General features: G+C 68.0%; 18 protein-coding genes and 1 pseudogene. 10 read left to right on the top strand and 9 right to left on the bottom strand.

Annotated elements, in window-relative coordinates; genetic code table 11:
- Positions 1-125: 125 nt before the first annotated feature.
- Entirely contained in the window at positions 126-947 is an 822-nt protein-coding gene (locus ACEVQ6_RS02320; protein ID WP_374887266.1) for a class II glutamine amidotransferase, read from the top strand.
- A 4-nt stretch (positions 948-951) separates the two neighbouring features.
- Here the strand turns inward: ACEVQ6_RS02320 and coaBC are convergent, their stop codons facing one another.
- From coaBC to ubiE, 3 genes are read right to left on the bottom strand one after another with little or no spacing between them, the layout of a single operon-like run.
- On the bottom strand, positions 952-2166 hold the full coding sequence (gene coaBC, locus ACEVQ6_RS02315) for a bifunctional phosphopantothenoylcysteine decarboxylase/phosphopantothenate--cysteine ligase CoaBC (protein ID WP_374887265.1): 1215 nt from the start codon (positions 2164-2166) through the stop codon (positions 952-954).
- Between the two features lie 11 nt (positions 2167-2177).
- The gene (gene ubiB, locus ACEVQ6_RS02310; RefSeq protein ID WP_374887264.1) at positions 2178-3746 is read right to left on the bottom strand and encodes a 2-polyprenylphenol 6-hydroxylase; all 1569 of its coding nucleotides are present in this window, start codon (positions 3744-3746) and stop codon (positions 2178-2180) included.
- 4 nt (positions 3747-3750) lie between these two features.
- On the bottom strand, positions 3751-4527 hold the full coding sequence (gene ubiE / locus ACEVQ6_RS02305) for a bifunctional demethylmenaquinone methyltransferase/2-methoxy-6-polyprenyl-1,4-benzoquinol methylase UbiE (protein ID WP_374887263.1): 777 nt from the start codon (positions 4525-4527) through the stop codon (positions 3751-3753).
- A 176-nt stretch (positions 4528-4703) separates the two neighbouring features.
- Between ubiE and mutM the strand changes: the two genes are divergently transcribed.
- The 7 genes from mutM to ACEVQ6_RS02270 all read left to right on the top strand — a co-directional run bounded on the left by mutM (position 4704) and on the right by ACEVQ6_RS02270 (position 11310).
- Positions 4704-5624, top strand: a complete 921-nt coding sequence (mutM, locus tag ACEVQ6_RS02300; RefSeq protein ID WP_374887262.1) for a bifunctional DNA-formamidopyrimidine glycosylase/DNA-(apurinic or apyrimidinic site) lyase — start codon at positions 4704-4706, stop codon at positions 5622-5624.
- 147 nt (positions 5625-5771) lie between these two features.
- Positions 5772-6038 (top strand): 30S ribosomal protein S20, encoded by a 267-nt coding sequence (gene rpsT, locus ACEVQ6_RS02295; protein WP_374887261.1) that lies wholly within the window; start codon positions 5772-5774, stop codon positions 6036-6038.
- Between the two features lie 1025 nt (positions 6039-7063).
- Positions 7064-8527 (top strand): chromosomal replication initiator protein DnaA, encoded by a 1464-nt coding sequence (dnaA, locus tag ACEVQ6_RS02290; RefSeq protein WP_374887363.1) that lies wholly within the window; start codon positions 7064-7066, stop codon positions 8525-8527.
- Positions 8528-8666: 139 nt separating this feature from the next.
- Positions 8667-9056, top strand: coding sequence for a YciI family protein (locus tag ACEVQ6_RS02285; RefSeq protein WP_374887260.1), 390 nt, complete (start codon positions 8667-8669; stop codon positions 9054-9056).
- Entirely contained in the window at positions 9053-10342 is a 1290-nt protein-coding gene (locus ACEVQ6_RS02280) for an RNA polymerase sigma factor (RefSeq protein ID WP_374887259.1), read from the top strand. Before ACEVQ6_RS02285 ends, ACEVQ6_RS02280 begins: the two co-directional genes overlap by 4 nt.
- Positions 10343-10387: 45 nt before the next feature.
- Positions 10388-10861 (top strand): SRPBCC family protein, encoded by a 474-nt coding sequence (locus ACEVQ6_RS02275; protein WP_374887258.1) that lies wholly within the window; start codon positions 10388-10390, stop codon positions 10859-10861.
- A gap of 20 nt (positions 10862-10881) precedes the next feature.
- A complete protein-coding gene (locus tag ACEVQ6_RS02270) occupies positions 10882-11310 on the top strand; it encodes a DoxX family protein (protein WP_374887257.1) in 429 nt (142 codons plus the stop codon).
- A 68-nt stretch (positions 11311-11378) separates the two neighbouring features.
- Here ACEVQ6_RS02270 and hemW read toward each other — a convergent pair whose 3' ends face one another.
- From hemW to rph, 4 genes are read right to left on the bottom strand one after another with little or no spacing between them, the layout of a single operon-like run.
- On the bottom strand, positions 11379-12554 hold the full coding sequence (gene hemW / locus ACEVQ6_RS02265; protein ID WP_374887256.1) for a radical SAM family heme chaperone HemW: 1176 nt from the start codon (positions 12552-12554) through the stop codon (positions 11379-11381).
- Between the two features lie 19 nt (positions 12555-12573).
- Complete coding sequence (rdgB, locus tag ACEVQ6_RS02260) at positions 12574-13218, bottom strand: RdgB/HAM1 family non-canonical purine NTP pyrophosphatase (RefSeq protein WP_374887255.1); 645 nt, start codon at positions 13216-13218, stop codon at positions 12574-12576.
- Entirely contained in the window at positions 13205-13642 is a 438-nt protein-coding gene (locus tag ACEVQ6_RS02255; protein WP_374887254.1) for a VOC family protein, read from the bottom strand. The genes rdgB and ACEVQ6_RS02255 overlap by 14 nt, the downstream gene beginning before the upstream one ends.
- A 4-nt stretch (positions 13643-13646) precedes the next feature.
- Positions 13647-14366, bottom strand: a complete 720-nt coding sequence (rph, locus tag ACEVQ6_RS02250; RefSeq protein ID WP_374887253.1) for a ribonuclease PH — start codon at positions 14364-14366, stop codon at positions 13647-13649.
- A gap of 326 nt (positions 14367-14692) precedes the next feature.
- Between rph and hrcA the strand changes: the two genes are divergently transcribed.
- Both hrcA and grpE read left to right on the top strand, forming a co-directional pair.
- Positions 14693-15748, top strand: coding sequence for a heat-inducible transcriptional repressor HrcA (gene hrcA / locus ACEVQ6_RS02245; protein WP_374887252.1), 1056 nt, complete (start codon positions 14693-14695; stop codon positions 15746-15748).
- Between the two features lie 93 nt (positions 15749-15841).
- Positions 15842-16498, top strand: a pseudogene (grpE, locus tag ACEVQ6_RS02240) (nucleotide exchange factor GrpE); the annotation flags it as partial.
- Positions 16499-16794: 296 nt separating this feature from the next.
- Here grpE and ACEVQ6_RS02235 read toward each other — a convergent pair.
- Both ACEVQ6_RS02235 and ACEVQ6_RS02230 read right to left on the bottom strand, forming a co-directional pair.
- Complete coding sequence (locus ACEVQ6_RS02235) at positions 16795-17139, bottom strand: DUF1049 domain-containing protein (protein ID WP_374887251.1); 345 nt, start codon at positions 17137-17139, stop codon at positions 16795-16797.
- A gap of 172 nt (positions 17140-17311) precedes the next feature.
- On the bottom strand, positions 17312-17614 hold the full coding sequence (locus tag ACEVQ6_RS02230) for an integration host factor subunit beta (protein WP_374887250.1): 303 nt from the start codon (positions 17612-17614) through the stop codon (positions 17312-17314).
- Positions 17615-17632 lie beyond the last annotated feature (18 nt).

Here is a 17632-nt window from a genome sequence, read left to right as displayed (position 1 = left end):
CCAATTTTTCGTAAAGATGGTCCCATTCGATTCGCTCCCGAACCCGTCCGGCCGCCATCGCCGTTGTTTGCGGGTGCGTCGCGGATCGATCCCGCGAATGCGTTTTGCTGCCGGAGTTCGACGTCATGTGCCGCTGGGCCGCCTATCGTGGAGAACCGATCTATCTCGAGGACCTCGTTTCCTCGCCGGCCCATTCGCTGATCCAGCAGTCCCACTGCGCCACCCACGCGAAGACGGCGACCAACGGCGACGGCTTCGGCATCGCCTGGTATGGCGACCATCCCGAGCCGGGACTTTACCGCGACATCCTGCCGGCCTGGTCGGACTGCAATCTGCGCAGCCTCGCCCGCCAGATCCGCTCGCCGCTCTTCCTCGCCCATGTGCGCGCCGCCACCAACGGCAGCACCCGGCGCGACAACTGCCATCCCTTCGTCAACGGCCGCTGGTCCTTTATGCACAACGGCCAGATCGGCGATTTCGAGCATCTGCGCCGGCCGATGGAGAGCATGCTCGACAACGATCTCTATGCCTCGCGCGTCGGCACGACCGATTCGGAGCTGCTCTTCCTGCTGGCGCTGCAGTTCGGCCTCGACAGCGATCCGCTCGGCGCGATCGCGGAAACGCTCTCCTTCGTCGAGCGGCTCGCGGCGCAGCTCGACCGTGCGGTGCATCTGCGCTTCACCTCCGCCTTTTCCGACGGCGAGCAGCTCTACGCGGTCCGCTATGCCTCCGACTGGAAGGCGCCGACGCTCTATGCCGCGCCGATGGGACCGGACGGCGGCTACTGCCTCGTCTCGGAGCCGCTGACCGAGGACCAGGGCGCCTGGGTCGAGATCCCCGACGGAACCGCCGTGATCATCGGCGAGAACGGCGTCGACGTGCGCCTGTTCGCCACCGAGCGCGGCCAGGCGCGGGAGAAGGCGCGCAGCGCGCTCCGCTCCGTCTAAGCGCTCAAGTCCCGTCGAAGACGCCGGCGACGAGGCCGGCAAGCCGGCGCGCCATTTCATCCTTGCCCATGGCTGGCCAGTGTTCCTCGCCGTTCCGGCCGATCACGGTGACCTCGGTGCGGTCGCCGCCCATGATGCCGGTTTCGGGCGAGACGTCGTTGGCGACGATATAGTCCGCGCCCTTGCGTTCGAGCTTCGCCCGTCCGTTGGCGACGACGTCGTCGGTCTCGGCGGCAAAGCCGATGACGAGACGGGGACGCTCTGGATGGTGCCCGACCGTCTTCAGGATGTCGGGATTTTCCGTCAGCGCCAGCGGCGGCGGGGTCTCGCCCGGGCGCTTCTTGATCTTGCCGCCGGCCATGTCCGCCACGCGCCAGTCGGCGACGGCTGCGACCATCACCGCGATGTCGGCGGGCAGCGCCGCGAGCACGGCGTCGCGCATCTCCACCGCGCGCTCGACCCGGACGACGGCGACGCCCGGCGGATCGGCAATCGTCACCGGCCCGGAAACCAGCGTGACGCGCGCGCCGAGCCCGGCGAGGGCCGCGGCGATCGCGTGGCCCTGCTTGCCGGACGAGCGGTTGGCGATGTAGCGCACCGGGTCGATCGGCTCGTGCGTCGGGCCGGAGGTGACGATCGCATGCCGCCCGGCGAGCGGCCGCGCGGACGGGCCGGCAAGCAGCGCCTCGACGGCGGCGACGATCTCCATCGGTTCGGCCATGCGGCCCTCGCCGGCCTCGCCGCTTTCCGCCATCTCCCCCCTCATCGGCCCGACGAAGCGGATCCCGTCGCCGGAAAGCGTCAAATGGTTGCGCCGCGTCGCGGGGTTCGACCACATGCGCGGATTCATCGCCGGCGCAGCGAGCACCGGCCGGTCCGTCGCAAGAAGCACGGCGCTGGCGAGGTCGTCGGCAAGACCCGTCGCCATCTTCGCCATCAGGTCCGCGGTCGCCGGCGCGATGAGCACGAGGTCGCAGTCGCGCGCAAGGCGGATATGGCCGACATCCTGCTCGTCCTCGCGCGAGAAGAGGTCGGTATAGACATGGGACGCGGCGAGCGCTCCGACGGCGAGCGGCGTGACGAACTGCTGAGCCCCCGCCGTCATCACCGGCCGCACGCTCGCGCCGCGCTCGCGCAGGCGGCGGATCAGGTCGAGGCCCTTATAGGCCGCGATGCCGCCGGAGAGGATCAGCAAAATGCGTTTGCCGGCAAGCGTCATGGCGTCGACCCTCAGGAAAGCGTGATGGCGATGTAGAGAAGCGTCAGCGCGATGATCCAGAGCGCCCACCGGCCCGAGCGGCTGTGGCGGGCTTCCGCGCGGCCGATCGCTTCGGCCGTCTGCGGGTCGAAGCGCAGGCCCGTCTCGGACATGGCCGTCAGCTCGCGCGAGACCTTCTCCGCCTTCATGGCGATCTCGGGAGCCGCTTCCGCCAGCCGCATCGTTGCGGTCAGTCCCTCGCGCAGGTCCGTCAGGATGCGCTTCGGCCCGAGATTGTCGCGGATCCAGCTTCCGACCACCGGTTCGGACGCCTTCCACATGTTGAAGCGCGGATTGAGCGTGCGCGACACGCCTTCCACCACGACCATGGTCTTCTGCAGCATGACGAGCTCGGGCCGCGTCTCCATGTCGAAGAGCTCGGTGACCTCGAAGAGCAGCGTGAGCAGCTTCGCCATCGAGATCGTCTCGGCCGGCTGGCCGTGGATCGGTTCCCCGATCGCGCGGATCGCCTGGGCGAAGCTGGCGATGTCGTGGTGGGAGGGCACGTAGCCCGCCTCGAAATGCACTTCGGCGACGCGCAGGTAATCGCGGGTGATGAAGCCGTAGAGGATCTCGGCGAGGAAGCGCCGTTCCTTCTTGCCGAGCCTGCCGACGATGCCCATGTCGACCGCGACGATGGTGCCCTGCGGGTCGACGAAGAGGTTGCCCTGGTGCATGTCGGCATGGAAGAAGCCGTCGCGCAGCGTATGGCGGAGGAAGGACTGGATGAGCTGGTCGGCGAGCGCCGTCAGGTCGTGGCCGGCCCGCTTCAGCCCTTCGATGTCCGACATCTTGACGCCGTCGATCCACTCCATGGTGATGACGTCGCGCCCGGTGCGCTCCCAGTCGACCGTCGGCACGCGAAAACCCGGATCGTCGGCCGAATTCTCGGCAAGCTCGGACAGGGCGGCCGCCTCCAGCCGGAGGTCCATCTCGATCTTGGTCGTCTGCTCCAGCGTGCGCACCACCTCGACGGGCCGCAGGCGGCGCGTGTGCGGCAGCAGCCATTCCTGCGTGCGGGCGACGAGGTACATCGCCTCGATGTCGTTGGCGAAACGCTGGCGCACGCCGGGCCTCACCACCTTGACGGCGACCTTCTGCAGGCGCCCGTCCCGAAGCACCGTCGCCGGATGCACCTGCGCGATCGAGGCGGCGGCGATCGGTTCGCCGAAGCTTTCATAGAGATCGTCGCAGGTGCGGCCGAGCGAGCTTTCGACGATCGCGCGCGCCTGCAGGGTGGGAAAGGTCGCCATCCGGTCCTGCAGCGCGGAAAGGTCGACGGCGATCTCGGCGCCGACGACATCGGGCCGTGTCGCAAGGAACTGGCCGATCTTGACATAGGACGGCCCGAGCCGCTCGACCGCGCGCGCCAGCCGGTCGCTGCGCTCGCCGGCGCGCGCGCGCGTCAGGAAGCCCGCCGCCTTCTGCAGGATCTGCGCGGAGGGCGGCAGTTCCTCGGCCGGCAGGACCGAGACGACCCCTTCGCGGACCAGCACGTAGCCGATCCGCCAGAGGCGGACATAGGCGCCGAAGGTGCTCATGCGGTTACAGTTTCCAGCCCGAATGCAGCGCCGCGATGCCGCCGGTGTAGTTGGTGTAGCCGACGCGCGAGAAGCCGGCGGCGCGGATCATCGCGGCGAAATCCTCCTGGCGCGGGAAGGTGCGGATCGACTCGACCAGATACCGGTATGGCTCGCCGTCGCCGGTGATCATCCGGCCGAAGCGCGGGATCGCGTTGAACGACCAGGCGTCGTACACCTTGTCGAGGAGCGGCATGTCGACCTCGGAAAATTCGAGCACGAGCAGCCGCCCGCCGCGCCTGAGCACGCGATAGGCCTCCGCAAGCGCGACGTCGATGCGCGGCACGTTGCGGATGCCGAAGGCGATCGTGTAGGCGTCGAAGCTGCCCGCCTCGAAGGGCAGCGCCTCGGCATTGGCCTCGACGAAATCGAGATGGTCGGACAGCCCCTTCTTCTCCGCCCGCTCGGCGCCGACCGAAAGCATCGAACCGTTGATGTCGAGAACGGTGACATGGGCGTTGCGGCCGGACGCCTCGACGATGCGGAAGGCGATGTCGCCGGTGCCGCCGGCGACATCGAGCGTGCGGTAGCCGGCGCGGCGCGGCGGGCCGAGGCTCGCCACCATCGCGTCCTTCCAGAGCCGGTGCAGGCCCGCGGACATCACGTCGTTCATCACGTCATAGCGCTTGGCGACCTTGTGGAACACCTCGTTGACGAGCGGCTGCTTCTCGCCCCTCTCCACGGTACGGAAGCCGTAGGCGGTCTCCATGCCGTCTCCGGCGGAATTGCGCTGTGCCGTCATCTCGCTCGCTCCATCGTTTTTCCTGGCCCCGACCATAGCGAAGCCGGCGGCCAGACGCTATCTCAGGCGCGGGAAACGGGCGAAAGGCCGCATGGGTCCCGCCTGCTTCGCCGACCGTCCTCTTACTGCAGGACGCGGCCGATGGAAACGCCGCATCCGCCGCCGGAGATCCGCCGATGCCCGAACTGCCCGAAGTCGAGACCGTCCGGCGCGGCCTCGCGCCGACCATGGAGGGGGCGCTGATCACCCGTGCCGACATCCGGCGCGCGGACCTGCGCTTTCCGTTTCCCGACGATTTCGCCGGTCGCCTTTCGGGGCGGCGCATCGATGCGCTGTCGCGCCGGGCGAAGTACCTTCTGATCGATCTTGCCGGCGGCGACGTCGTCATCGCCCATCTCGGCATGTCCGGTTCCTTCCGCATCGAGGCCGGCGGCGGCGCGGATGTTCCGGGCGATTTCCACCATCCCCGTTCGAAGGACGGAAAGCACGACCATGTCGTCCTCCATCTCGAGACGGCGGCCGGGCCGGTACGCGTCGTCTACAACGATCCGCGCCGCTTCGGCTTCATGACGATGGCGCGGCGCGACGGGCTGGCGGAGCATCCTTTCCTGGCAGGCCTCGGCGAGGAGCCGACGGGCAACCGGCTCGACGCCGCCTATCTCGCGGCACGCTTTCGCGGCAAGGCGCAGCCGCTGAAGGCGGCGCTGCTCGACCAGCGCATCGTCGCCGGCCTCGGCAACATCTATGTCTGCGAGGCGCTGTGGCGCGCCCGGCTGTCGCCGCTGCGCCCCGCCGGCACGCTGGTCGATGCGGCGGGCGGGCCCCTGCCGGCGCTGGACGCCCTCACCGCCGCGATCCGCGCGGTGATCGACGCGGCGATCGCCGCCGGCGGCTCCTCGCTGCGCGACCATATCCAGGCCGATGGTTCCCTCGGCTATTTCCAGCACAGTTTCTCCGTCTACGACCGCGAGGGCGACGCCTGCCCGACGCCCGGCTGCGGCGCGACGATCGGACGCCTCGTCCAGTCCGGCCGTTCGACCTTCTTCTGTCCCCGCTGCCAGGAGACGACGGCAGGACTCGTCAAAATAGCGCGTTGACGCAACGGGCGTTTGACGCTATACGCGCCCCACAGTTTGGAAGGCCTTGCACGGTCTTCCGGGTTCGCTCCCGACATGCTGGCAGTCAAGGTCGCGGTGACCGGCACGGCGGGGAGCAATTCGTGCTAGATTTCGAGAGAGGCATCCATGGCCAATACAACTTCGGCGAAAAAAGCGACCCGCAAGATCGCCCGCCGCACTGCCGTCAACAAGTCCCGCCGTTCGCGCGTCCGCGGCTTCATCCGCAAGGTCGAGGAGGCGATCGCCTCCGGCGATCACGCCGCCGCCGCCGCCGCCCTCAAGGCCGCTCAGCCGGAACTGGCGCGTGCCGCCGGCAAGGGTGTTCTCCATGCCAACACGGCCTCGCGCAAGGTGTCGCGCCTCGCAAGCCGCGTGAACGCGCTTTCGGCCTGATCCGCCTTTCAAAAGTCGAATTCGAGAGCCCGGTCGATCGCGACCGGGCTTTTCCGATTCGAGCGCCTGCTGACCGGCCGGTGATCTGTGGCGCGAGCGCCATTCCGGGACATGTGACGCGGCAATGACAGAAAATAATATTTAAAATCAATATCTTGCGGAAGGTGGCTCCCTCGGGCGGCCTCTCTGCCCGTCGCGGAATGCGGCAACTTCGAGTCAAGCGAATTATTATTTTTCTCGCATTTCGCCAGCTAACCATCCCCTTGAAAATCAAAGCCGTTGATTCAAAAGCGATTCTCAAAAACGCCTTGCGGATGAGTCATTTGGCGTGTTCGGAGTCAACAGCGGCGCTTTAAGGGCGGGTAAAAATCGCAATTGATCTTGCCTCCCGATCCTGCCTAAATGATCCCACGGAAGGCAGGGAACTGGACTTTGCGAACACATTCATCGAATGCGCTGCGTCCAGTCTTGTCCGGTCGCTTTTCCTTGTAGCGGTGGTCTCTTACCCCGCGCCATCATGTCAGGTTTGAGGGACAGATCCAGGCGAGGCATCGCCCGGCTCAAGGAGGATTGCAGCTTAAAGTTGAGGTTCCCGGAGAGGGATGGGACGGAACGAACCCCGTTGCGAGGGGCGGGGTTCTTCCGAAAGAGAAGGGACGCGGCCGCCGACGGGGAAGGTGGCCGTGTCCCATGCGGCGGCGTCGGGAGGACGGTGTCTCGGGGGGATGGACCGCCCGGCGGCACCCTGTGGCCGATGTCGTCGCGGGCGTTTTCCCGGCAGGTGCGTGGCGCACCGGCCGGAGAGAGCGCAAGCCGCGGCGCGGCATGCTTGCAAGGTGTGTTGTACGCGGCTTGGTGTGAAAAGCCGGCGGAGGCGATCAGCCTTGGCCCCCGTGATGATTGAGTTGGAAGGCGGCAGAATGCGGACGATGACAGGGTTTGCGGCAGGTGCACGGGATCAACGACCCGTGCTCAACAGTGCGGAGGACGGCAGCGGCGCCTTCCGGCAGGACGATGCCACTGCCATGCCGGATCCCGGCCACACCGCCGGCCAGATGCTGTTCGAGCGGGTCAGCGCCCGGCTGAAGGCCCAGGTCGGCCCGGATGTCTATGCGAGCTGGTTTGCCCGGCTGAAGCTGCATTCGGCTTCGCGCAGCGCCGTGCGTCTCTCCGTTCCGACCACTTTTCTGAAGTCCTGGATCAACAACCGCTATCTCGACATCATCACCGGCCTCTTCCAGGAGGAGGATGCGGCGATCCTCAAGGTCGAGGTCGTCGTCCGCACCGCGGCGCGCGGCAACCGCCCGCACACGGCCGATGAGCAGATGCCGCTGATCGAAACGCCGCCGGCCGTCCAGGCGCGCCGCCCGTCCGGTGCCCAGACGGCGTCCGCTCCCGCCGCAGCGCCGGTCGCGCCGAAATCCGCGCCGCCGGCGGGCGGCCCGCTGTTCGGCTCGCCGCTCGATCCGCGCTACATCTTCGAGAGCTTCGTCGAGGGTGCGTCGAACCGCGTCGCGCTCGCGGCCGCCCGCACCATCGCGGAAGCCGGCGCCTCCGCCGTCCGCTTCAATCCGCTTTTCATCCATTCGAGCGTCGGCCTCGGCAAGACCCATCTGCTGCAGGCGATCGCCAATGCCGCCGTGCGCAGCCCGCGCATGCCGCGCGTCGTCTACCTGACGGCGGAGTATTTCATGTGGCGCTTCGCCACCGCGATCCGCGACAACGACGCGCTGTCGCTCAAGGAGACGCTGCGCAACATCGATCTGCTCGTCATCGACGACATGCAGTTCCTGCAGGGCAAGTCGATCCAGAACGAGTTCTGCCACCTGCTCAACATGCTGCTCGACAGCGCCAAGCAGGTCGTGGTCGCGGCCGACCGCGCCCCCTGGGAGCTCGAGTCGCTCGATCCGCGCGTGCGCTCCCGCCTTCAGGGCGGCGTGGCGATCGAGATGGACGCGCCGGACTACGAGATGCGCCTCGACATCCTGAGGCGCCGGCTCGCCGCCGCGCGCGAGGAGGACGCTTCGATCGACATCCCGGCCGAGATCCTCGTCCATGTCGCGCGCAACGTCACCTCGAGCGGCCGCGAGCTCGAAGGCGCCTTCAACCAGCTTCTTTTCCGCCGTTCGTTCGAACCGTCGCTGTCGATCGAGCGGGTCGACGAACTGCTCGGCCATCTCGTCAATGCCGGCGAGCCGCGCCGCGTCCGCATCGAGGACATCCAGCGCGTCGTCGCCAAGCACTACAACGTCTCGCGCCAGGAACTCGTGTCGAACCGGCGCACCCGCGTCATCGTCAAGCCGCGCCAGATCGCCATGTATCTGGCGAAGGCGCTGACGCCGCGCTCCTTTCCGGAGATCGGCCGCCGCTTCGGCGGGCGCGACCACACGACGGTTCTGCATGCCGTGCGCAAGATCGAGGACATGATCGCCGGCGACACCAAGCTGTCGCACGAGATCGAACTCTTGAAGCGGCTGATCAACGAATAGGATCGGCTCCTCCTTGTCCGAAGGCCGCCGGCATGCCCGGCGGCCTTTTCGCATGCCGCTCTTTTTTTCGCTCGGTCCTGTCGGCTACAAGGTCAAGGCCGCGTCCTTGGGAGACGGGGGCCAGGGACGGGAGTGATCCATGCTGTATGCCATCCTCTGCTACAACGACGAAGATGCGGTCGCGGCCTGGTCGAAGGAGGAGGACGACGCGGTCATGGCGCGGCTCGCGGCGGTCGAGGACGGCCTTGCCGCCGCCGGGCGGCTCGGGCCCGTGGCGCGTCTCCTGCCAACGACGGCGGCGACGACGCTGCGCAAGGGCAAGGACGGGGTCGTCGTGCTCGACGGTCCCTTCGCCGAGACGAAGGAGCAGTTTCTCGGCTTCTTCGTCGTCGACTGCGCCTCGCTGGACGAGGCGATCGCGGCCGCGCGCGACCTCGCCGTTGCCAATCCCGGCATGGGCGCCTACGAGATCCGCCCGGTCGCGATCTTCAAACCGCGCAACCTCGCAACGCACGATCGTCCCCGATGAGCGAGCGCCTCTGGATCGAGCCGGCGCTGACCTCGGCGCGACCGCGCGCGGTGAGCGCGTTGATGCGCTATTTCCGCGATCTCGACCGGGCGGAGGAGGCCTTCCAGGACGCCTGCCTCCGGGCGCTGAAAAGCTGGCCGCTGAACGGCCCGCCGCGCGACCCGACCGCCTGGCTGATCTTCGCCGGCCGCAACAGCGGCGTCGACGGCATCCGCAAGACCGCGCGGACGACGGCGCTGCCGCCGGAGGATCAGCTCTCCGATCTCGGCGATGCCGAGGCCGACATGGCCGACCGGCTCGACCAGTCCCATTATCGCGACGACATCCTGCGGCTGCTCTTCGTCTGCGCCAGCCCGCATCTGCCGGCGACCCAGCAGATCGCGCTGGCGCTGCGCATCGTCAGCGGCCTCAGCGTCGCCGAGATCGCCCGCGCCTTCCTCGTCAGCGAGGCGGCGATGGAGCAGCGCATCACCCGGGCCAAGGCGCGCATCGCCGCCGCCGGCGCGGGCTTCGACACGCCCGATGCGCCGGCGCGCAGCGCGCGGCTCGCCGCCGTCGCCGCCATGATCTACCTGATCTTCAACGAGGGCTATTCGAGGGGTGCCGCGCCCCTCGCGCGGCGCGCGGACCTCTGCCAGGAGGCGATCCGGCTCTCGCGGCTGCTGCTGCGGCTCTTTCCGGCGGAACCGGAGGTCATGGGCCTTGCCGCGCTCTGCCTGCTGCAGCAATCCCGCGCCGATGCGCGTTTCGACGGCGAGGGCGGCATCGTCCTCCTCGAGGACCAGGACCGCAGCCGCTGGAACCGGCCGATGATCGCCGAAGGCCTTGCGCTGGTGGACAAGGCGCTGCGCCATCGCCGGCCCGGTCCCTACCAGATCCAGGCGGCGATCGCGGCGCTGCATGCGCGGGCCGGCACGGCAGGGGAGACCGACTGGCGCGAGATCGCCCTTCTCTATCGCGTGCTCGAACGCCTCGAACCGTCGCCCGTCGTCACGCTCAACCGGGCGGTCGCGGTCTCGAAAGACGAGGGGGCCGGCGCGGCGCTTGCCCTCGTCGAGCCGCTGGCCGCGGCACTCGAGGGATATTTCTATTTCCACGGCGTGCGCGGCGGCCTGCTGATGGCGCTCGGGCGCGGGCCGGAGGCGCGCATCGCCTTCAACCGGGCGATCGCGCTCGCGACCACCGCGGCCGAGGCGTCCCATATCCGCCTGCATCTCGACCGGCTCGCGGGATCGGCCGTCCCGGTCGGAGATTTTTCCGGCGCCGATGTCGGCGCAACGCCCTGAGCCACGTCCTTGGGAAGTCACATCCCGTGAAAGAGGAGACTGCCGATGTCCGAGCCCACGCCTTCCAATGACCGCGAACTGGTCCTCACCCGCCTGATCGACGCGCCGCGCGAAGCTCTTTATCGCTGCTGGACCGAACCGGACCTTTTGAAACAGTGGTTCGTCCCCGCGCCCTGGTCGATCGCGAGCGTCGCGGTCGATCCGAGGGTCGGAGGCACGAGCCGTGTGGTGATGCGCTCGCCGGAGGGGCAGGACTTTCCGAACGAGGGCGTCTATCTCGAGGTGGTCGAGAACGAGCGTCTGGTCTTCACCGATGCCTATACCGCCGGATGGGTGCCGACCGACAAGCCTTTCTTCACCGGAATCGTCACCTTCGAGGAGGAGGACGGCAAGACCCGCTACACCGCCCGCGCCCGCCACTGGAAGGTGGAGGATGCCAGGGCCCATGCCGAGATGGGATTTCACGAGGGCTGGGGCATCTGCGCCGATCAGCTCGCCGCACTGGCGAAGACGCTGTGACGCCGGGCGGAAGCGCGACCATGGCTGGGGACGAGGAAACGCCGAAGGGCATGCGCATCGCCGGCCGCCTTGCCAGCGGTCTCGTCATCGCCTTTCTCGTCCTCGACGGTGCGGTCAAAATGGTGCCGATCGCGCCGGTGACGGAAACGCTGGCGGCCCTCGGCTATCCTTCCGATGCCGCTATGGCCCGGCTTCTCGGCCTGCTGACGCTGGCGGCCACCGTTCTCTATGCTGTGCCGCGTACGGCGTGTCTCGGTGCCATCGTGTTGACCGGCTATCTCGGGGGCGCAATGGCGACGCATCTGCGGGTCGGCAGTCCGGCCTTCAGCCACACGCTCTTTGGCCTCTATCTCGGCGTGATGATCTGGGGCGGTCTCTGGCTGAGAGACGCCCGGCTGCACGCCCTCCTGCCGATCCGCCGTCCGACGTCATCAGGCGGTTCCGGCTGAGACGCATTGCGTCCGCATCGCATCCCGCGGCCTAGCGGAAACGCCCGGCCGGCCGCCGGCGGCTTGCCTCAGCAGGCGAGATCGGCGACCACGGCGTCGAGGATCAGCATGCCGGCCGGCGTGCAGCGGAGGCGCGAATTGCCGAGCCTCTCGACGAAGCCATGGTCGATGAGGAACTGCTCGCGCGCCGGATCGGGATCGCGGTGCGACAGGCTCTGCCAGCGGGCGAGATCGACGCCCTCGCGCAGCCTCAAGCCCATCAGAAGCAGTTCGTCGGCCTGTTCCTCCTCGCCGAGGATTTCCTGCACGGTCATGCCATGGCCGAATTCCTCGACATAGGCGAGCCATGTCTCCGGCCGGCGTTCCGTTTCCGTGGCGATCTTGTCGCCTGCGGCCGTCAGCCGGCCATGGGCACCGGGACCGATGCCGGCATAGTCGCCGTAGCGCCAGTAGGTGAGGTTGTGCCGGCTTTCCGCGCCCGGCACCGCATGGTTCGACACTTCGTAGGCTGGCATGCCGATCGCGGCGGTGATCGCCTGCGTCGCCTCGTAGAGCGCCGCCGACTGGTCGCCGTCCGGAACGATCAGCTTGCCCGCCTTGTGCAGGCCGTGGAAGGGCGTGCCCTCCTCGATGGTCAGCTGGTAGAGCGACAGATGGTCGACGGCGTAGGATGCCGCCTCCTTCAGTTCCGCCTCCCAGGCCTCGACCGTCTGGTCCGGCCGGGCGTAGATGAGGTCGAAGGACATGCGCGGAAAGATCTCGCGGGCGAGCGCCACGGCCTTCAGCGCATCCGCCCTGTCATGCAGCCGGCCGAGGAATTTGAGGTCGCGGTCGTTCAGCGCCTGCACGCCGAGCGACACGCGGTTGACGCCGGCGGCGCGGTAGCCGCGAAAGCGCGTCGCCTCGACGCTGGAGGGGTTGGCCTCCATCGTCACCTCGATGCCGGCGGGCACGGCCCAGCGTGCCGCGATGCCGTCGAGGATGGCGGCGACCGTCGCCGGATCCATCAGCGACGGCGTGCCGCCGCCGAGGAAGATGCTGGTGACCGTGCGCGGCCCGGAGAGGCGGCGCGCCTCGTCCATCTCCTTCAGGAAGGCCGCGACATAGCGCACCTGGTCGACCGGCTGGTGGCGGACATGGCTGTTGAAGTCGCAATAGGGGCACTTGGCCGCGCAGAACGGCCAGTGCACGTAGACGCCGAACCCCGGATCGGCCGGATCGGCCAGCTGCGTCACCCGGGCCATTCCGTCCCTCGATCCCGTCTCAAGCAGCAAGGCAGGTCTCGGCGAAGAGCTTGAAGGCGCGGGCGCGGTGCGACAGGGCCTCGGCATCGCCGGGCTTCCAGCCGTGCTTGGTCGCCGCCTCCATCTCGCCGAAGGTCTGGGCGTGGCCGAGCGGCTCGAAAACGGGATCGTAGCCGAACCCCTTCTCTCCGCGCGGCGGCCAGACGAGATGGCCTTCCGCCTCGCCGCGGAAGAATTCCGTGTGCCCGTCCGGCCAGGCGAGGCAGAGCACGCTGACGAAGCGGCCGGTGCGCTCGGCGCGCTGCGTCGCGCCGCGTTCGGCGAGCGCCTGCTCCACCTTGTCCATCGCCATGCGGAAGTCGCGCGTCCCGTCCTCCCGTTCGGCCCAGTTGGCGGTGTAGACGCCGGGCGCGCCGTCGAGCGCGTCGACGACGAGGCCGGAATCGTCCGACAGCGCCGGCAGGCCGGAGGCCTTGGCCGAGGCGAGCGCCTTGATCGCCGCATTCTCCTCGAAGGTGGTGCCGGTTTCCTCCGGCTCCTCGAAGGCGAGATCGGCGGCCGAGCGCACGGAGAAGCCGAGCGGGCCGATCAGGTCGCGGATCTCGCGGATCTTGCCTTCGTTGTGGCTGGCGACGATCAGCGTCTTTCCCTCAAGCCTGCGCATGCGTTCCATCCTGTTCGATATTCCAGAGGCGGGCTTCGCCGCATTCGAGACTGTTGCCGGCCGGATCGCGAAAATAGAACGACCGGGCGCCGTTCGGCCAGAGAAGATCCGATTCGATCGCGACACCGGCGGAGGTGAGCCTGACGACCACCGCGTCCATCTGCGACCGGTCCACCCGAAAGCAGAGATGGCCGGGTCCGCGGCTTCCATGCGCTGGTACGGGGAGGGCGCCTTCGGGCGGGGCCTTCTCCGTCTCCCGCGGATTGAAGATCAGCACCATGCCCGCCCCGCAGCGGAAGAAGACATGCCGGTCGCCCGCGCGCGACACCCGCTCCAGCCCGAGCACGCTGCCGTAGAACGCCTCGGCGGCATCGAGATCGCCGGCATAGAGCGCCGATTCGAGAACGCCTTCCAGCGCCGTCACGGCCTCAGGCCCCGATCGCCTGCTTCTGCAGCGCCACGAGATCGGCGATGCCGGCCTTGGCGAGGCCCATCAGCGCGGCGAATTCCTCTTCCGTGAACGGCTTGCCTTCCGCCGTGCCCTGGATTTCGACGATGCCGCCCGAGCCGGTGATGACGAAGTTCGCGTCGGTCTCGGCCGAGGAATCCTCGAGATAGTCGAGGTCGATCACGGTCTGGCTGGCGAAGATGCCGCAGGAGACGGCGGCGACATGGTCTTTCAGCACCTTCTCGACCTTGACCATGTTGCGCGCCTCCATCCATTTGAGGCAATCGTGAAGCGCCACCCAGGCGCCGGTGATCGAGGCGGTGCGCGTGCCGCCGTCGGCCTGGATCACGTCGCAGTCGAGCGAAATCTGCCGCTCGCCGAGCGCGGGCAGGTCGACGACGGCGCGCAGCGACCGGCCGATCAGCCGCTGGATCTCCAGCGTGCGCCCGCTCTGCTTGCCCGAGGACGCCTCGCGCTTCATCCGCTCGCCGGTGGCGCGCGGCAGCATGCCGTATTCCGCCGTCACCCAGCCCTTGCCGCCGTTGCGCAGCCATGGCGGTACGCGCTCCTCCAGGCTCGCGGTGCAGAGCACATGCGTGTCGCCGAACTTGACGAGGCAGGACCCTTCGGCGTGCTTCGAGACGTTGCGCTCGAAGGACACCTTGCGCATTTGATCGGTTTTTCTGCCGGACGGCCGCATGACATGCTCCCTGTGGATGCGGCGTGTCCCCCGCATGCGGCCTGTTCGCATGCGCCGACGGGGCCGCCGCGGCATTGACGATCGACGGCCGGGGGCGGGGCTTGCGAGGCAGGACGCGCTTGGCCGTGTTCGCGTGCCTTCTAGCCCAACTCGGCGCGCAAGGGAAATGATCTCGTGGAAACTTGGGCGCGATCCGCCGAAAGAAAGCGATCGCCTTTGCGCAACAGGTGCGAATCCCTTGTATCGCGCCCCGTGAAATGCCTATATTTTCGTGACGATAACGGCGAAGGAGACGATAACGCCAGATGGCAAGCGGAAGGCCCGGAATGATGGAAGGGTTCGGCGCACTCGACGCGCGGTCGCGGGAGATCTTCCGGCGCATCGTCGAAAGCTATCTGGAAAGCGGCGAGCCGGTGGGGTCGCGCAACCTGTCGCGCGTTCTGCCCATGTCGCTGTCTCCGGCCTCGGTGCGCAACGTCATGAGCGACCTCGAGCATCTCGGCCTGATCTATTCCCCCCATGTCAGCGCCGGCCGCCTGCCAACCCAGGTGGGCCTGCGCTTCTTCGTCGACGCCTTCATGCAGGTCGGCGATCTCTCCGCCGAGGAGCGCGCCTCGATCGAGCGGCAGATGCGCGGCGAGCGCGACCAGACGGTGGAATCGGTGCTGACCGGGGCGAGCCAGATGCTCTCGGGCATGTCGCGCGGCGCCGGCATCGTCATCACGGCGAAGAGCGATCCGGTGCTGACCCATGTGGAGTTCATCCGCCTCGGGCCGACCAAGGCCCTTGCCGTGCTCGTCGGCGAGCAGGACCAGGTGGAAAACCGCATCATCGAGCTGCCCGCCGGCGTCACGGGGTCGCAACTGACCGAGGCCGCCAATTTCCTCAACGCCCATCTCGGCGGGCAGACGCTGGACGAGGTGCGCCGCCAGGTCGAGCAGTTGAAGGGTACGGTGCGCCGGGAGCTCGACGCGCTGTCGCAGGCCCTCGTCGAGCAGGGACTGGCGATCTGGGCCGGGGACAACACGGACGGCAAGCCGACGCAGCTCATCATCCGCGGCCGCGCCAACCTGCTCGAGGGGCTCGCCGGAACCGAGGACATCGACCGGCTGCGCCTGCTCTTCGACGATCTCGAGCGCAAGGACAGCCTGATCGAGATCCTCAATCTCGCCGAAAGCGGCTCGGGCGTCAGGATCTTCATCGGCTCGGAGAACAAGCTGTTCTCGCTCTCCGGCTCGTCCTTGATCGTCGCGCCCTATCGCGACGGCGAGGACCGGATCATCGGCGCCGTCGGTGTCATCGGGCCGACGCGGCTCAACTATTCCCGCATCGTGCCGATGGTCGACTACACGGCGCAGCTCGTTTCGCGGCTGTCGCGCTGAGCGCCGGCTTTTCCCGCCGCCCGGCAAAGAACCCTTGATTTTTCGGCGGTGAACCTCGATATCCGCAGCACCCCGTGACAGCACGCCCGTGACAGCACGAATGACAAGACGAATGCGGAGACCGTCATGACCGACGACATCAAGAAGCACGCAGCCGACGCGGCCGAGACCCCCGACGCGGCCGCCCCTGTCGATGCCGAAGCGACCGCGGCCGAAACGCCTGCCGCCGAACCCGATCCGACCGAGGCCGCCCGCAACGAGGCGGCCGAGATGCGCGACCGCTATCTGCGCCTTGCCGCCGAGATGGACAATCTGCGCCGGCGCACCGAGCGCGACGTCAAGGATGCCAAGTCCTACGCGGTCGCGAGCTTTGCCCGCGACATGCTGTCCGTGTCGGACAATCTGCGCCGCGCGCTGGAGGCAATTCCGGCCGAGGCCCGCGAGGCGGCCGATGCCGGCCTCGCCGCGCTGATCGAGGGCGTCGAAATGACCGAACGCTCCATGCTCTCGACGCTCGAGCGTCACGGCGTGCGCAAGCTGGAGCCGGTCGGACAGAAGTTCGACCCGAACTTCCACCAGGCGATGTTCGAGATCCCGAACGCGGAGGTCGCCAACAACACCGTCGTGCAGGTCGTCCAGGCCGGTTACACGATCGGCGAGCGGGTGCTGCGCCCGGCCATGGTCGGCGTCGCCAAGGGCGGCCCGAAGGCGACCGCGGGTGCTGAGACCGACGCGACCCCGTCCGCCTGAAGCGTGACGCGACGCTCACGCGCCTATGCCGTGGCGCATGTCCAGCTGAAGCGGCATCGCCTGAGCTGGACATCTGCGGCCGGAACAGGAGCGTAGAGCATCTGGGGTGATTCCGCTTTCAGCGGAAATGCCCCGGATCTTCGTTTCCACGCAGGCCCTTTTTGCCGAGCCCTGCCCATTCTGCGAGATCTTTCCGGGAGAACGCGCAGGCCGAGGCGACCCGCTTCGGCTCCGGACAACGAGAGAGGCCGGCGGCTCGCAGGAGCTGCCGGCCTTTTCTATCTATGGCGCGTAGATCAGACCGAGCGGGTCGGGATCAGCGCCTGCGAGGCGACCTTGTCGGCCCGGCTCTTCTGGCGTTCCGCCTCGCCCTGCCATTTCGACACTTCCGTCGCATGGCGCCGGGCGCGCTGGCGGTGCTTGCCCTGGGTAAACCAGGTGGCGAGCGAGCCGATGATGAGCCCGACGATCAGGCCGCCGAAGACGAAGGCGAAGAAGGGCGCCGTCAGCGACAGGAGGCTGTCCTGCGGCTCGAAGGGATTGAGCGCCAGCGTCACCGGCTGACGGTTCGCCACGCAGAGCACGATCAGCACGATCGCGATCGGCAGGAGGATCACGAGGTTGATCAGCTTTCTCACCATATGGGGCCTTTCCCTTTTCATCACGCATGCCGCGCCGCCACCCGTGCCGCGCCGATAGGTCGGCACGAGAGCAACCCGCCGTCACCGGCCGCGATTGCCGCCGGCCGCGCCCGATGCGGCGGCGTCGCCCGGCCCATGGCCGCGACGACAGCCGTGCATCGTCCTTGCGCGCCTATTCCTCGTCCTTGTCGTCCTGGCCGGGATTGAGGCGTTCGCGCAGTTCCTTGCCGGTCTTGAAGAAGGGAACCCATTTCTCCTCGACGAAGACGGAATCGCCGGTGCGCGGATTGCGGCCCGAGCGCGACGGCCGGTTCTTCACGGAAAACGCGCCGAAGCCGCGCAGCTCCACCCGGTTGCCGGCGGCCAGCGCATCGGTGATCTCGTCGAGCACCGCATTGACGATATTCTCGACATCGCGGTGGTACAGGTGCGGGTTTCGAGCCGCGACGATCTGCACCAGTTCCGATTTGATCACTGTTGCTTCCTCCGGTTC

The organism is Ensifer soli (assembly GCF_041928815.1).
GTDB lineage: Bacteria > Pseudomonadota > Alphaproteobacteria > Rhizobiales > Rhizobiaceae > JBHFEI01.
Note: the sequence above shows the minus strand (reverse complement) of the source record. Positions and strands in the feature narration are given on the sequence as shown.

Excerpts from the sequence above, each read along its gene's own strand:
- ACEVQ6_RS02320 (WP_374887266.1), top strand. The coding sequence starts at position 126 with ATGTGCCGCTGGGCCGCCTATCGTGGAGAACCGATCTATCTCGAGGAC.
- coaBC (WP_374887265.1), bottom strand. The coding sequence starts at position 2,166 with ATGACGCTTGCCGGCAAACGCATTTTGCTGATCCTCTCCGGCGGCATC.
- ubiB (WP_374887264.1), bottom strand. The coding sequence starts at position 3,746 with ATGAGCACCTTCGGCGCCTATGTCCGCCTCTGGCGGATCGGCTACGTG.
- ubiE (WP_374887263.1), bottom strand. The coding sequence starts at position 4,527 with ATGACGGCACAGCGCAATTCCGCCGGAGACGGCATGGAGACCGCCTAC.
- mutM (WP_374887262.1), top strand. The coding sequence starts at position 4,704 with ATGCCCGAACTGCCCGAAGTCGAGACCGTCCGGCGCGGCCTCGCGCCG.
- rpsT (WP_374887261.1), top strand. The coding sequence starts at position 5,772 with ATGGCCAATACAACTTCGGCGAAAAAAGCGACCCGCAAGATCGCCCGC.
- dnaA (WP_374887363.1), top strand. The coding sequence starts at position 7,064 with ATGCCGGATCCCGGCCACACCGCCGGCCAGATGCTGTTCGAGCGGGTC.
- ACEVQ6_RS02285 (WP_374887260.1), top strand. The coding sequence starts at position 8,667 with ATGCTGTATGCCATCCTCTGCTACAACGACGAAGATGCGGTCGCGGCC.
- ACEVQ6_RS02280 (WP_374887259.1), top strand. The coding sequence starts at position 9,053 with ATGAGCGAGCGCCTCTGGATCGAGCCGGCGCTGACCTCGGCGCGACCG.
- ACEVQ6_RS02275 (WP_374887258.1), top strand. The coding sequence starts at position 10,388 with ATGTCCGAGCCCACGCCTTCCAATGACCGCGAACTGGTCCTCACCCGC.
- ACEVQ6_RS02270 (WP_374887257.1), top strand. The coding sequence starts at position 10,882 with ATGGCTGGGGACGAGGAAACGCCGAAGGGCATGCGCATCGCCGGCCGC.
- hemW (WP_374887256.1), bottom strand. The coding sequence starts at position 12,554 with ATGGCCCGGGTGACGCAGCTGGCCGATCCGGCCGATCCGGGGTTCGGC.
- rdgB (WP_374887255.1), bottom strand. The coding sequence starts at position 13,218 with ATGCGCAGGCTTGAGGGAAAGACGCTGATCGTCGCCAGCCACAACGAA.
- rph (WP_374887253.1), bottom strand. The coding sequence starts at position 14,366 with ATGCGGCCGTCCGGCAGAAAAACCGATCAAATGCGCAAGGTGTCCTTC.
- hrcA (WP_374887252.1), top strand. The coding sequence starts at position 14,693 with ATGATGGAAGGGTTCGGCGCACTCGACGCGCGGTCGCGGGAGATCTTC.
- ACEVQ6_RS02235 (WP_374887251.1), bottom strand. The coding sequence starts at position 17,139 with ATGGTGAGAAAGCTGATCAACCTCGTGATCCTCCTGCCGATCGCGATC.